This is a genomic window from Ralstonia sp. 1B3 (genome assembly GCF_036631435.1).
In genome coordinates, this window is the sequence record NZ_JAPNUG010000008.1 from 35022 (window position 1) to 49847 (window position 14826).

At 60.6% G+C, this 14826-nt stretch carries 11 protein-coding genes and 3 pseudogenes; 5 read left to right on the top strand and 9 right to left on the bottom strand.

All coding sequences use genetic code 11. The features are described from left to right. Positions 1–34 precede the first annotated feature (34 nt). Positions 35–1554: pseudogene (exaC, locus tag OWR21_RS01970) on the bottom strand (acetaldehyde dehydrogenase ExaC). A 286-nt stretch (positions 1555–1840) separates the two neighbouring features. On the opposite strand from exaC, the gene OWR21_RS01975 reads away from it, so the two are divergent. From OWR21_RS01975 to OWR21_RS01995, 5 genes and pseudogenes are all read left to right on the top strand, one after another. Further along, positions 1841–2614 carry a quinoprotein dehydrogenase-associated SoxYZ-like carrier gene (locus OWR21_RS01975; RefSeq protein ID WP_332394473.1) on the top strand — a complete coding sequence of 258 codons (774 nt, stop codon included), beginning with the start codon at positions 1841–1843 and terminating at the stop codon, positions 2612–2614. Next, positions 2611–3558, top strand: a complete 948-nt coding sequence (locus OWR21_RS01980; RefSeq protein WP_332394474.1) for a quinoprotein relay system zinc metallohydrolase 1 — start codon at positions 2611–2613, stop codon at positions 3556–3558. The genes OWR21_RS01975 and OWR21_RS01980 overlap by 4 nt, the downstream gene beginning before the upstream one ends. Before the next feature lie 40 nt (positions 3559–3598). After that, on the top strand, positions 3599–4528 hold the full coding sequence (locus OWR21_RS01985) for an MBL fold metallo-hydrolase (protein WP_332394475.1): 930 nt from the start codon (positions 3599–3601) through the stop codon (positions 4526–4528). Positions 4529–4789: 261 nt separating this feature from the next. Beyond that, positions 4790–5920, top strand: a complete 1131-nt coding sequence (locus OWR21_RS01990; protein WP_316873059.1) for a porin — start codon at positions 4790–4792, stop codon at positions 5918–5920. A 195-nt stretch (positions 5921–6115) separates the two neighbouring features. Continuing rightward, a pseudogene (locus OWR21_RS01995) lies at positions 6116–7065 on the top strand (acyltransferase). A gap of 287 nt (positions 7066–7352) precedes the next feature. Here OWR21_RS01995 and OWR21_RS02000 read toward each other — a convergent pair. The 8 genes and pseudogenes from OWR21_RS02000 to OWR21_RS02035 all read right to left on the bottom strand — a co-directional run. Next, positions 7353–7690 (bottom strand): annotated as a pseudogene (locus tag OWR21_RS02000) (alkene reductase); the annotation flags it as partial. Between the two features lie 59 nt (positions 7691–7749). Next, positions 7750–7956, bottom strand: coding sequence for a hypothetical protein (locus tag OWR21_RS02005; RefSeq protein WP_332394476.1), 207 nt, complete (start codon positions 7954–7956; stop codon positions 7750–7752). A 2-nt stretch (positions 7957–7958) separates the two neighbouring features. Beyond that, positions 7959–8279 carry a TIR domain-containing protein gene (locus OWR21_RS02010; RefSeq protein ID WP_332394477.1) on the bottom strand — a complete coding sequence of 107 codons (321 nt, stop codon included), beginning with the start codon at positions 8277–8279 and terminating at the stop codon, positions 7959–7961. Between the two features lie 81 nt (positions 8280–8360). Then, positions 8361–9815, bottom strand: coding sequence for an SIR2 family protein (locus OWR21_RS02015; RefSeq protein ID WP_332394478.1), 1455 nt, complete (start codon positions 9813–9815; stop codon positions 8361–8363). A gap of 23 nt (positions 9816–9838) precedes the next feature. Continuing rightward, positions 9839–10306 carry a TIR domain-containing protein gene (locus OWR21_RS02020; protein WP_332394479.1) on the bottom strand — a complete coding sequence of 156 codons (468 nt, stop codon included), beginning with the start codon at positions 10304–10306 and terminating at the stop codon, positions 9839–9841. A 458-nt stretch (positions 10307–10764) separates the two neighbouring features. After that, on the bottom strand, positions 10765–11688 hold the full coding sequence (locus tag OWR21_RS02025) for a hypothetical protein (RefSeq protein WP_332394480.1): 924 nt from the start codon (positions 11686–11688) through the stop codon (positions 10765–10767). Between the two features lie 183 nt (positions 11689–11871). Further along, positions 11872–13632, bottom strand: a complete 1761-nt coding sequence (locus OWR21_RS02030; RefSeq protein ID WP_332394481.1) for a ShlB/FhaC/HecB family hemolysin secretion/activation protein — start codon at positions 13630–13632, stop codon at positions 11872–11874. A 73-nt stretch (positions 13633–13705) separates the two neighbouring features. After that, the gene (locus tag OWR21_RS02035) at positions 13706–14089 is read right to left on the bottom strand and encodes a hypothetical protein (RefSeq protein ID WP_332394482.1); all 384 of its coding nucleotides are present in this window, start codon (positions 14087–14089) and stop codon (positions 13706–13708) included. Positions 14090–14826 lie beyond the last annotated feature (737 nt).

Here is a 14826-nt window from a genome sequence, read left to right on the forward strand (position 1 = left end):
TCGATGACCGTGCGCCAGCCGTCCTGCTACACCATCAGAAGAAGCCCAGCGGCTTGGTGTCGTAGCTCACCAGCAGGTTCTTGGTCTGCTGGTAGTGGTCGAGCATCATCTTGTGGGTCTCGCGGCCCACGCCCGACTTCTTGTAGCCACCGAACGCTGCATGCGCCGGATACAGGTGGTAGCAGTTCGTCCACACGCGCCCTGCCTTGATGGCACGGCCCACGCGATAGGCGCGGTTGATGTCGCGCGTCCAGAGACCGGCGCCCAGGCCGAAATCGGTGTCGTTGGCGATCTGCAGAGCCTGCGCTTCGTCCTTGAAGGTCGTCACGGCAATCACCGGGCCGAAGATTTCTTCCTGGAACACGCGCATGCTGTTGTCGCCCTTGAGCAGCGTCGGCTTGATGTAGTAGCCCTTCGACAGATTGCCGGGCAGCACTTCCACATCGCCGCCGACCAGGCATTCGGCGCTTCTTCCTGCGCGATCTCCAAGTAGCTGCGGATCTTGTAGAACTGCTGCTCCGAAGCCTGCGCGCCGACCATGGTTTCGGTGTCGAGCGGGTCACCGCGCTTGATGGCGGCCACCTTGGTCATCACCGCATCCATGAAGCGGCTGTAGATGGATTCCTGCACCAGCGCGCGCGACGGGCATGTGCACACCTCGCCCTGGTTGAAGAAGCCCAGCACCAAGCCTTCGGCGGCCTTTTCGATGAAGCTCGGCTCGGCCTGCATGATGTCTTCGAAGTAGATGTTGGGCGACTTGCCGCCCAGCTCCACCGTCGACGGAATGATGTTCTCAGCCGCGCACTTCATGATGTGCGAGCCGACCGGCGTCGAGCCCGTAAAGGCGATCTTGGCGATGCGCTTGCTGGTGGCGAGTGCCTCGCCGGCTTCCTTGCCGTAGCCGTGCACGACGTTGAGCACGCCCGCCGGCAGCAGGTCGCCAATCAGCTCCATCAGCACGCAGATACCCAGCGGTGTCTGCTCGGCCGGCTTGAGCACCACGCAGTTGCCCGCAGCCAGTGCCGGCGCCAGCTTCCAGGCGGCCATCAGCAGCGGGAAGTTCCACGGAATGATCTGGCCGACCACGCCCAGCGGTTCGTGGATGTGATACGCCACGGTGTGCTCGTTGATCTCGGCAGCGGAGCCTTCCTGCGCGCGGATGCAGCCCGCGAAGTAGCGGAAGTGGTCCACGGCCAGCGGGATGTCGGCGTTCAGCGTTTCACGCACGGGCTTGCCGTTGTCCCACGTTTCAGTCACGGCCAGCAGTTCGAGGTTCTGCTCGATGCGGTCGGCGATCTTCAGCAGGATCAGCGAGCGGTCCTGCACCGAGGTGCGGCCCCAGGCGTCAGCGGCAGCATGCGCGGCGTCGAGCGCGCGGTCGATGTCTTCAGCAGTCGAGCGCGGGAATTCGCCGATCACCTCGCCCGTCACCGGGGTCGTGTTGGTGAAGTACTGGCCCTTGACCGGCGACACGAACTCGCCACCGATGAAATTGCCATAGCGCGGCTTGAACGAAACGATGGCGCCGGGAGTGCCGGGATGAGCGTAACGCATGGGTTGTCTCCTGATGTTTGAGTGATGACCGCAGCGTCGTTGTCTGCGCTGTGTCCGGTCGTCATCTGCAAAACCCGGGCCATCCCCTGCGGCGGATGCTGCATGCCCTTCGAATCAACTGTTCATGCCATTCCGCTTGTGAGACTGCTCCAGAATGGAACACTGGGTGTTGCAAAGCTCAACGCCCCATCGCCTGAACAGCCGATGGAGGCGCATGTGCGCACAGGACGCGCATGGCACGACTTTCGCAACGCGGCGCTCTCATCCAAACCTTGCTAGACACACGATGAGAACGGCTCCCCTCCATGCCGCTGCCGCGCTGGCCGTTGCGTGCCTGTCCTGGCAGGCCTGCGCCGATACGGACATCGACCCCGCCGGCTCGCCGCTGTGGCCGACGATTCGTCAGGAGATGTTTGGCACGGCGCGGACGACGTTCGACAGCCGCATCAGGATCACCGGGCCGGCATTTGCGGAAGACGCGATGCAGGTGCCGATTGCGTTCGACGCGTCGGCGCTGGGCAAGGTGGAGCGCATTGTCGTCGCGGTCGACCGCAACCCGATCCGCAAGGTGCTGGAATTCGCGCCGACGCACGTACGCCCGGCGCTGTCGTTCCGGTTCAAGCTGCAGGAGGCTTCTCCGGTGCGCGTGGCCGCACGCACGCCGGACGGTGTCTGGCATGTCGGCACCTTCCAGGTGGACGCCACCGGCGGTGGCTGCACGCTGCCCGGCGCCACCCGCCAGAACGCCACGTGGAGCACCACGCTGAACCAGGTCGAGTCGCGTGTGTTTCCTGGCTTCAACGGCGCCGGCAGCCGCATCCGCGTGCGCGTGATGCACCCAATGGACACCGGCCTCGTGGCGGGCATTCCGTCCTTCCATATCGAGCAGCTCAGCCTGCTCGATGCCAGGCGTCAGCCCATGCTTGAAATGGCGCTGTACGAGCCGGTGGCCGAGAACCCGATCTTCTCGTTCGATCTGGACGGTCCTGTTGAGCGCGGCATCAGCGTGGCTGGCGTCGACAACAACGGCAACCGCATCCGCGCGCAGGTGACACGATGAGCCGACGCCACCAACGGTTTGGCCTCCTCCTGTGTCTTGCGATGCTGGCTGCCATCGCACGGGCTGAGGGCCTCGATTACCACCTCGTGCCGCACGCGGTTGCGCCCGACGTCTGGGTGCTCGAAGGCGCCAACGCGGATTTCTCTGCGCGCAACGGCTGCAACATCATCAACACCGGCTTCATTGATACCGGCGAGGGCGTGCTCGTCATCAACACAGGGCCTTCGATGCTGTACGGCGAGCAGCAGCGCCAGGCCATCCGCACGGTCACATCGGCGCCGGTGCGCTGGGTGTTCAACCTGAACCTGCACCCCGACTATTTCTTCGGCAACCAGGCCTATGCGGATGTCGGTACGCAAGCGCTGCCCGGCACCATCGCCGGTGCGCAACGCGAAGGCGCGGCCTATGCCGACAATCTCTACCGCATCTGCGGCGCCTGGATGCAGAACACGGTATCGACACCGCCCGGCACGCCATTGACGCCCGGCACACGCACCATGGGGCGCCATCACATCGACCTCATCCGTCTCGACGGACATACCGATGACGACCTCGTGGTGGTGGACCGGACCAGCGGTGTGGTCTTTGCCGGCGGCATTGCCTTTCGAGACCGGATTCCCACCACGCCGCACGCCAACATTGCGCATTGGCTGGCGAGTCTCGATCGGCTGCAGAAGATCGTTGCCGACAGCGGGGCGCGCGTGTTGATTCCCAGCCACGGGCCGGCGCTGGGCAAGGCAGATGCCATCGCGCAGACACGTCAGTACCTGCAGTGGCTCGATGCCCGCATGCGCCGCGCGGCAACCGAAGGACGCGACCTGGCCGAGGTGATTGCGATGCCGGTAGACGCGCCCTACGCGCAGTGGGGTGGCATGCCAGCGGAGTACGTGCGCAACGTGACCCGCTTCTACCCACGTTACGAGAACGCCGCGCTGGCGCCCTGACATGGCGCCAGACCCCGCGCGGCGACGCTGGATGCGCATCATGCTTGCGACCCTGATCAATCCGGCCCAGACGGTGTCGGCGTCTCCCGCGCGCGTCACGCTGTTGCGGCTGCAGGACGGCCTCTGCGCTGCGCGCGCCGCCAACGCAGAAGCCGCGCGCGCGAATGCGGGAGAAGTCGTGCCCACGCTGGTGCACACGACAGGCAATGGTGTACTCGTGGTCGACCCTGGCCCGCATGCGCGATGGGGACACCATCTGATCGCGGCCATCCGGCACATCACGGCGGAGCCCATTCGCTGGGTCATCAACACGCACGCGCACCCCGAGCACGTGCTGGCCAACGCCGCCTTCGCACAACTGCAGCCGCGCCCGGCCTTCCTGGCGTCCGCCGCCACTGCCGACCTGATGCGCCAGCGTTGCGAAACGTGTCTGGCACGCCTGACCGCCCTGCTCGGTGCGCGCGTCATGCATGAAACGCAGATCGTCTATCCCGAGCCGGCACTGCGCGATGGCGATTGGCTGCACACCGGCAAGACAGCGTGGCAAGTCCGCATCTGCACGGCTGCGCACAGTGCCTCCGATACGGTGCTGTACGCGCCGCAGCGCGGCGTGCTGTGCACGGGCGGTCTGGCATATCGGCAGCGCATTCCGGACCTGCAGGAGGGTTCGCTGGTCGGGTGGCGGCATGCGCTGCATGCGCTTGTGCAACTGCCCGCCCACATCGTCGTCGGCACTGCCATCGGCACGCCTGCGCAGATGTTGCGGCCGACGCTGGCCTATCTCGACATGCTCGACAGCACGATCACGCGCGCCATTGAAGACGGCGGCGACGCAGCCCGCGCGCTCGACTATGTCCCGGGCGACGCTTATCGCGACTGGCGCCACTTCCGCCCGCGCCATGCTCTGAACGTCGGACGCGCATGGCGCGAGCTTGAAGATCGCTGGATGCAGAGCGCCCCAAACGCCTGATCGCGGATGCTCCATTGCTGAACAGACGGCGGACATGTGTTGCACCGACTGTCCCGCCACGCTACATCCCACGCACGGCCCCGGGCATCCGCAAACGTTAATCAACGGGCTGCAACTCCGTGCAATGCGCTGCAAACGTCGTGGTATGCATATTGCAAAGTCCCGCCGGCGTTGAGCGCGCCCCCGCGTGTTTGGCGCCAACACCGCATGCGTCCGAGCCAATTCAATGGACGCATCAGACAACGACAATACGGAGACAACATGCAGAACTCACGCCTTCGACCCTGCGTCCTGACCGCCATTGCAGCCGCCCTCGGCTGTGCAGCGAGTGGCGCCATCGCACAATCGTCGGTCACGATTTACGGCACCGTCGATGCCGGACTCCAGTATCAAAACCGCAGTGCAGCCGGCGGCAGCATCACGGAAATGCATTCCGGCGGCATCAGCCCAAGCATCTGGGGCCTCAAGGGGTCTGAAGACCTGGGCAGCGGCATGAAGGCCAACTTCAACCTTGAAGGCCATTTCAGCAGCGACACCGGCACGCTGACCACGGGCCCGGGATTCAGCTCGGAACTGTTCCGCCGGCAAGCGAACGTCGGCCTGAGCGGCAACTGGGGCGCCATCACGCTGGGGCGTCAGTACAGCCCGGCCCTCATCGGCACGATCGGCACGGAAGCGCGCGGCTTCAAGGAGCAGTTCTCGAACCTGTACGGCTGGGCCTACAACCAGCTCCCAGCCCCGGGCAACGCGATGGGCGCCGGTACCAACCCCGGCAACGACGTGGGCGTGTTCATCGGCAATGCGCTGCAGTACTCCAACAACTTCGGTCCGGTGTGGCTGGGCGTTGCCTATTCATTTGGCGAGACCGCCGGCAGCTTCAAGCGCGGCAATGAGCTGTCGCTGGGTGCCACGTACACGGGCCCGCTCACAGTCGGTCTCGGCTATCAATCGACCGCAGACAGCGGCACGGGCGAGACCCTCAGCCGCCTGTGGAGCGCAGGCGTGGCCGTGCCGTTCAATGCCTTCACGGGCCGGGTGAACTACATCGGCGTCACCAACAACGCGCCGACCGGACAGCGTGTGTCGGACGTCAAATCGATCGGCGTCGGGCTCGACTACAAGTGGAGCCCCGCCAATACCGCCACGCTGGCCGGCTACTACAGCAAGTACGAAAGCAGCGCCCACGACAGCTCGACCAAGTCGGTCGTGCTGAGCAATGACTACGCGTTCTCGAAGCGCACCACGCTGTATGCGCAGCTGGTGTACGTCAGTGCAGGCGCGGTAGGCACGGCCGATCCGCTGGAAGGTCTCAAGACCTCCATCGTTGCGGGCGGCACGGCGTCAGGCGCGAAGACCGTGTTGGCGGGTGTGGGGCTGAAGCATTCGTTCTGAGATTCGTTCTGAGCCGCACCACAGCAGGAAGAAAAACCCTTGGCCAACACCAAGGGTTTTTTGGGCCTGGCGATACGAAGCATGAATCCTGACGCAGCGCATGGTCTGGACAGACGATCCGCGCTACGCTGAAATATTCGCAACGTCACGATTCCTGCCTGCCGAACCCACGCGGCGGCGCTCATTGGAGGTGCCTTGATTCGCGTCCTGCCTGCCTTTGTCCTGGGCACGCTCAGCTCAATCCTGCTGGCCCTGAACACCCTGTTCTGGAGCGTGCCATTGTTCGCGCTGTCGGCGTTCAAGCTACTGGTGCCGGCAACCGCGGTGCGCCGCCGGATCGATCCCATGCTCAACTGGGTCGCCACGTGCTGGATCGGCTGTAACAACGCCTGGATCGGCGTGCTGCAGCGCGAGCCCTGGAGCGTGGAAGGCGCCGACAACCTGCGCTACGCGGGCTGGTACCTGGTCAATTGCAACCATCGATCTTGGGTGGACATTTTCGTGCTGCAGCGTGTGTTGAACCGGCGTATCCCGCTGCTGAAGTTTTTCTCAAGCAACAGCTGATCTACGTGCCGGTCATCGGCTTGGCTTGGTGGGCGCTGGATTTTCCGTTCATGCGGCGGCACTCCAAGGCGGCGCTGCGCAAGCACCCCGAACTGCGCAATCAAGACCGCGAAACCACGCGTCGCGCCTGCGCCAAGTTCGCCCACGTGCCGACCAGCGTCATGAACTTTGCCGAAGGCACGCGGTACACGCCGGCAAAGCACCGGACGCAGTCGTCCCCCTATCGCCATCTGCTCAAGCCGAAGGCCGGCGCGCTGGCCCTGACGCTCAACGCCATGGGAGAGCGGTTCCAGTCGCTGCTCGATATCAGCATCGCCTACCCGGACGGCACGCCGAGCTTCTGGCAACTGGCCTGCGGCCAAGCCGGCCGCGTGATGGTGCATATTCGCGAACTGCCGATCCCGTCGGATTTCTGCACGCACGACTACAGCACCGATGCCGCCTTCCGCAGCGATTTCCACCGCTGGCTTGCCCAGCTCTGGGAGGAGAAAGATCAGCAGATTGAGAACATGCTGGCGCGGGCCGGCCAGCGGCGCAGCGTGACCACCGGTGCCGACGTTTTTTCGCCAGACCAAATCTAGACGCCAAACAAAAAGCCCCTTGGTCGTAAAACCAAGGGGCTTTTGCTACTGCTGGCGGAGAGGGTGGGACTGTATCGTGCACCCCACCCTTTTTCATATAGATCAATGACTTGCAGCCCTCACTGGAGGTCAAACGTACCACGTTGCGTGTACCAGCTCAAGATTGCAACCAGTTGCAAAAAGAGAGAGCCCGCACTTCGCAAGAGGTGTGGGTTTGCATGTTGAATCGGCTTGCAGGACCAGCCGGACATCGGCAGACAAATACGCCCTTGTCCGTCTTCACGCCAATCCCACGTTGGATAGTCGGTGTAGCCGTGCTCGCCGCCGCTATAGAGCGTGGCCGCATCGACCATGGCCAGCGGCGCGCTCTGGCGCAGGCGCTCGACGAGGTCCGTTCGGCCAGTGCCCGGTCGTAGCTGTTGTTGACCATCCAGGCGACCGGTCCACTGGCAGCGCGATAGGCCTGCTTGAGGGCAGCATAGTCGAATGGCTGGCCGCCCTGCTGGTGATCGCGCGGCCCGCCCGTGGCACCTTCGATGTGGACATAGGACAAGCGATACGCTGCCAGCCCCATCACAACCGGCTGCGGCGCAGAGTCGAAAGCGTCGTTGGCCGGTGTGACCGGAACCGCACCGTGAACCCTGGCCGCTAAGGCCAAGGAACGGGCGGCATCGCCTCACAAGACTAGGCGACCCATCGAGCGAAGTTATTGAAGCCATCGTCAGCCACCCAATCGTAGGTGCGCAACCAATTCTTCAGTTGCAGATTCTGCGCGCGCATATGGGTGGGCTGCTCATTGATAGAGAACGCTTGTAAATCACTGTAGTACACCCACTTCTGACCATCCCACACTGTCGGCGTACCCGTGCGTCCATCGGCACTGACTTCCAAGCCTAGATAATCAAAAGGGTTGGGCCCCTGGGGTGGCTTTTCCCGTACTTATCTCGAATGCCGTTGATATGGATACCTAACACGACATTTCCTCGTTCGATGCTTCTCATGACCTCGTATCTAACCCAGCGGCGCGCATAGGTTTGTGAACCAATGAGCACGACTGTCGCTGATGTGTTCTCTAGACCGCCGTTAATCAAACGTTTCAACGCAACATCACCTTGTTTCCTTGCGCTCTCCCAAATAGACGCATCAAAGAACCCACCATTGTCGTCCTTGGTAATGTTGTGATTTCGGACAACATTTGCCCGGAAGTCGATCACGTCCTGGTAATGAAAGCTGAAAAAGCAACGCCTGGCCATTCTTCCCTCACTGCTATTTTTTTAATTTTCCCCTGAATTTCTTCAGAGGTTCGCATATTCATGAACCATCGTCAGCACCGCGCGGACTGTAGAGGGAATATCAACGCCTGGGTCGTTGGCGACGGCAAATGCCTTCTTGAACGCCTTGCTTCGTTCCACAATAGCTCCCGCCAAGCTAGTCGCGATCTCTTGTGCCATCCATCCCGTCGAGCCGACGGCGACAACCTGCAGTCCTTTGGACCGTGCAATAGCAAGTTCCTCACGCATCCCATCTGCGAGAACGATGTTCCCTCGAGAATCGCGCTTATTCCCGAACAGAAAGATGGCTATGCCGGCCTTCCCAATCATGTGCTCGCGATGCTGGGTATATAGCTGCCGAAGGGCTGAAGCGGAGCCATCAGCCACCGGGAACGGAAAGGCCTGTAGTTGATTGTGTGAATGCCGCTTCGGATGAGACAGGATCTCGTGAAGAGCACCGGCGATAATTGACGGGCCGACACCGAGACCAAAGCCAGTGACTACATTGAATCCTTTGCTAACAAGACCCGCACTCAGCAACTCCATGAAGCGTCCCGCGTCATCAGGCAACCATGGATCGAACTCGTGAGCGCTGCCGGAAATGAAAACCGTGCGAGTACGATATCGAACTTCGACACCGCGCAAGATGCGAGTCACGTCGCTATAGTCATCAACCATCAACGCGTGGATGCCAATTCGCGCGAGGTCCTTTACGAAATAGTCTTGTTGGCGGCGTCTGTATTCGAAGCTCGCCAGCTTTTCTCGCGGTCTTCGAGATTCTCGCCGCAAGATGCAATAGTGCTGCTTGGGCTGGCTTCGTAGCACCACCCGAATACGGCTCATCACATAGTCGATGTTGGGGTCAGTGAAGCTGAACCCGACAAAGAGCATCGTCTTCGATACGAGATCACCGGTAAGCGCCGTTACGAATGGCTCGCGCTCACGGAAGTATCCTTCGTAGTCATCCTTAGTCAGCACGGCGTGCTCGGGATCGCTAACATCACCGTGCATTTTGTAGACAACAGCTTGGCGTCCACGTTGCGTCTTCTTCAAGTGCTCCACGGAGTACTTAACGTCGACCACTTTTCCAGCGTTTTCAAGCGCCATCTCGATCATTCGGTCGTAGTTGGTTGTCCAGAATGTCGCAATCGGCAGACGTGCAAGGACCTCATGGTTCTCGTTTACGGCATGCCCGGCGCTAAATTCATCAATGATCTTCTGATTGATTCGCGTCCGATTACGCCGTTCGTTCAAGTGATATTGAGCAACGGCGACAAGATTGCTTTCGCGATCAACGTCAAGCCCCAACTCATCCGCGATGTCTCGTAGCAGTTCTGCCCAATTCACATACCCGCTGCCTACGGACAAACCAGCGCCGGCAAAGATCGCTGCCGCACCATCCGCGATGTCACTAGCAAAAGCGTTGATGAATGCCCGGACATCAGGCCCGAACGGGGCCGGTGATTTGGTCTTGCGCATGAGGAATGTCCCCAACTGCAGAGTCAGCTCAACAGTTTCTTGAGGTTGTCCCAGTTCCAGGCATACAGGCGGCCAGCATCCGGTACCGGCGTGTAATTTCCATCCTTGTAGCCGATAATCTGCACGATCTTTACGCCAGCTTTGCGCGCCATGGCTACCTCTTTCAATACACCCTGGGCCTTATAGGTCTGCCGCCCAACCATCACGAGTACGATATCGCATCGGCTGATCGCTGCGCGCGCTTTGCTTTCCCAGTCTCGCTCGGGTGCAGCTTCCTTCAAGGAGTGGTCGATCACCTCAAACGGAGAGTCTGCCAATCTTGCCTGCCCGAGAATAAAATCCTTGAGCGCGCGATCATTGTCAAAATCGAAGCTTACGAATACCCGTGGCTTTGCCATTTTCCCCTCCAAATATTGAGCGCGCACTAACGTGCCAGCGAGTCCTCCCAAAACCACGCCGCCCAAACCTGGGAGAAGCGCATTGCCGATCAACGCACCTAGACCAGCCGCCACAGCGGCGCTATCTGAAACCTCGGTACGATGAACGGCGCAGAAGTCAGTGCCGGGGCGTGGGTGATTTAAGCAACGACGTCCAAACCTCGTAAGAGCGGCACATCGTCTCATTTTGTTTCCCCACGCTAGGGTCGCCCCAAATTGGGTTTAGATACTATACAGCGATCAACACCCTTGTTCGACAGAGTATGTACCATGACTCGCAAAGACTAGCGCGCACCATCTCGAGCGTACGAAGTGCGTCATCTCACCACGCCACTGCCGTCTATTCATCTACGCACGTGCACCGCAAATGGCCCCCAATGATCAATTCCGGTCGTCCCTCGGAATTTGCAACCGGTTGCAAATTTCCCATCTAATCAATCGGCAGACCACATACACTCCACTCACACATGCAGATTCACGCAAGGGAGTGTGCTGCAGCCCCAGGGCCACGGTCATTTCTTCGAAGGCCAGATCATCTTCGCGGCCAGGCAGCAAATGAGCCTATAGTCATCCACTAGGAAGATTTCCGGATCAACGGAGTCCTGGACGCCGACGAAGAAAATCCACCCTTTGGTCTGACTATCCGACCTAAACTCTTCTGCTGCCTCCTCACGGGTTGCCTCGAACTCCCTAATGAGGGAATCGCGACGCGCTTGGCTCCAATGGGACCAATTAATGCGGACGCGCGAGAGGCTCTTGTAGCCGTTGGCTTCCTTATCCCACTCACCTGCGTTGAGCGTCAGCTCACAGTGAGTTTCTGTGATGACCGGGTCCACCGTCCAGCGAATCGCCGCGTAGTACAGATGCTTGGGTGCTTTGAGAAACTCTGGCTTCTTGCTACCTAAGTACCAGAACACGTTGGCGTAAGTGTTTCCAGGAACGTCCGGAATCGCGAGTGGAAGATATCCACGGTCAAAGGGAAAGTTCATGAAAGCGCGACAGGCGGGCCGGACAGTCTTTACAGTGTGGCCGTGATGCTTGCCCGAAACGGCCCTCGTACCCGCTTGCGCCTCCTTCTTGTATCTCACCTGCCCTTCCGACTCGCCGGCACCTCCAGGCACTACCGGTCGGTCATCGGAGAACGTCAGCTTGCTCGGAAACGGTAAAGGAAATCCTTCCGGCGTGCCTACGCGTTCTTTCTTGGCACGCTTGACGATTTTTTCCTCGCCGTCCACGTCGCAGCCGGACTCGTGCTTGTTCACGGGCCCCAGAGAAAAATACGGGCGCTTCTTGTTCCGTGACTTGTCGTACGACGCTGGGAACACCTGAGTCTCGCATCCCCGGCAGATGAATCCATCGGTCGCAACCGTGGCCATACTCCAAAGCTCCTCGGCCTCGACGAGGGCGAGTGTACGTTTGTCACGAGCTGTGTCCATCGTGATGGGTTCCTTACAATGGTTACTTTTGCGCAGCCACCGCTACGCAGTCAATTTTCCAAACCAACGACCCTACAGATCAAAGGAATTCCACAGTGGAATCCTGTGCCGAGAGTGCTTCATCAACGGACCATGTAAATGCGTGACCGCCTGCGTACGATTGCGCCGAGGCGCGGTGACATATCAGTACTGATATGTCACCTGGAAACCCGTGGTGATGCGCGCGGTGGTGAAGCCCGCCGGCTTGTAGATCGGCGTGCCGGCAAACAGGTCGTAGGAGAGCGAGCCGAAGCGCGTCGCCCAGCCGCCACGCAACCCAATCACCGCACCAGCGAGTTGCCGACCAATGATGTTGGCGGTCGATGGACCATAGACGTGGCCGTAGTCCACGCCGCCGTACAGCGACAGGCCCGTGTTCCCGATGGGCGCTTGCAGCTCGTTGCGCCAGTAAAAGCCGTAGTCCCCTGCAAGCAGGTTCTCACCATCAAAGCCGCGCACCGTGTAGCGGCTGCCAATCGTCAGCGCGTCGAGCGAATAGAGGTGGTCCCGGGTGTATTGCCCACGGAACGTGGTGACATATCGCAGGTTCTGCGATGCGATCTTGAACGGTATGGACAGGTTCGCATCGGCCACCACCATGTGGTAGCGCCAGGTCGGGCCGCTGCCATCCGCAAGCGTGTCGTCCTGGGCACCCAGCACGCCGATGCCTTGACGATATGCCAGGTTGGCATCGAGCTGCGCGGCGCCGAAGTAATGGCGGTCTGTTAGCCCCACCTCGGCGATCGTGTTGTTGCGCCGCTGCTGGGGAATCTCCGTGTCCTCGATGAAGCTCTTACCGAAGCGCCTGGAGAGCCGGAACTGCACGCCAAGCACATCGTTCTGGCTGCGCTCGATTACGCGTTGTAGTTTGAGGTCGATGGTTTGCGACTTGCCGGCGGACACGAAGGTTTGGTTCACGCCCGCGATCTGCTGGAAGTAGTCGCTGGCGTAGGCGGATAGCGTGCCGGTCCAATAACCCCACGGCACCGAATAGAACGCATTCCAGCCCCGCGTGCCGTGTCCATCGTTGCTGTAGTCAAGGTCCTTGGTGTACCCCACGTTGAAGAGGTCGTTCAGGCCCGTGGGGTTGTCGATCGACAGGCTCACGTTGCCCTGCACCTTGCCGGTGGCGCGCGTGCCGGAATTGTCGACGGAGGCGACCACGCTCCACGGCTTGGTGCGCTTGATCGATATCACCACATCGCTCACGCCAGGCGCCTGCGTCGGTTCGATCTGCATGTCGACGTCCTGGCTGGCGACGCGCTTCATCTGTTCCAGGCCCTGCTCCAGGTCACGCAGGTTCAGCAGGTCACCAGAGCGCACCGGAAATGCCGACTTCCAGGTGCCGCGCACACTCGGATCGGCAAAGCGTAGTTGACCGATGGTGCCGGGGATGAGCGCGAACCGCAGGGCGCCACCCGACAGGTCTTGCTGCGGCACCAGCACGCGCGTGGTGACGTAACCGCGTGCGAGGATGGCTTGCGAGACGCCCTTGGAAAGTATCTGCACGCCTTGCTTGCCGACGCACTGGCCACGGTAGTGGTCGAGCCAGGCGCGAGCGAAAGCAAACGGGTCTTGCGGGAGTGCAGATGCGCCGTGTGTGCGTACCGCTTCAGGCAGGTCTGACGACGCCTCCAGTTCAAAACGCTCGATGCGAAAGCATGGCGTCTCGGTCGGCAGTTCAGGGAACTCGACCGGCTCGGCTTGCTGCGCGCGGACAGTCGGCGCCTGCAGGGCCTGCTCGCGTTCGCGGGCTTCCTGCTGTTGGCGCAGGCGCTGCTCTTGTTCGGCGTTGGCAGTTGCGGCCGACTGGTTGGGCGACGCCTGCGCAAATACGGAACAGGGAGACAGCAGCAGAAGGCCGATGGCACCGAGGGCCATCGGCAGAGATTTGTTGTATTTCATTCTCTCTAACACTCACGCGGAGGCGTACGCCAGTTTAGGTTGGGGGACAGGGTTCATCCCTCGACCGTAGTTCCTATGGCCTGTTTCCGTATGCGTGCTTGAGGGCGTCCGAGTAACCCCAGAACTCGTCAAGCAAGGCTAAATTGTGGACCACTGCGTCTGTGCTGGCGTCCAGCTTGAAGCGCCGACTAGCTTCGTAGGACCAAAAATCCGCTGCCCCGAAATAATGAGGTCCAATCGCAAGAGAAACGCCGCTGAGGCAAACTCCTCGATCTTGAACAATCGCATACTCGACGACATGTCGACGGTCCACCAAAAAGCGTACGAAGTACTTTCCCTCGTTTCCTGGTCGTTGGTCATCGAAAATACTCACGTGCCTGTCGCCATGCTCCTTGTAATAGGCATAGACGACCTCGTAGAGCTTTTGGAAACTTGGGAAATCATTTTCTAATTGCACGATAGTATCCCGATGGTTCTGGAACGATTTGATAGCCACTTCCAATCAGGTGGCTGTACTCTTGATATGTATAGCTGCCCACATCCACCTTCGCCGGATTGGATGTAAAGAGGAAAGTTTTCCCTTGCGCAATCTGCTGATCTAGAAACGCTTGGTTGATGTTCCACATCTGGTCCTTTCCCAACTGCCCTTGCACGGTGGACCAATCGGACATCGAGAAATACGTCGAGCCACGAGCTTGTGCGACCGCCTCATAAGAATCGGCACTACCCGAGATGTATTTCCCAAGCACGACCTCAGATGCATTGGCATTATGCGTTGAACTTACAGCCGCTTGATTGAATGTCTGCTGAATGAGTTCCGGAGGCGCGCCGTCCCGATAGAAGTTATTCAGCTTTGCTGCCGCTGCTTCAGCCGCTGCCTTGCCAGCGATAGCTGTTACAGCGGCGCCCGTCCCTGCCGGCATCGCCCCACCTGCGGTGATTTCGCCAGCCGCGATACCGAGTTGATTTACGCACAGCACCGGGTTGGCCAAGCAGGCCTTAGCCGCAGCAGCACCCGCTGCAATGAGTTCTGGCGCGAGGCCAGCAGTCACGATGCCGGCAGCAACCGTCAAGCCGGCTGCTGGATTGGCCGTCGACCCCGGGAGAGCCTTTTGTTCCGGCGTCCCAAGCGGTCCGGGAGTAGCCCGCTCCGCAGGTGTGGCGGAGAACAGACTGCCTGCATACTGGCCAATG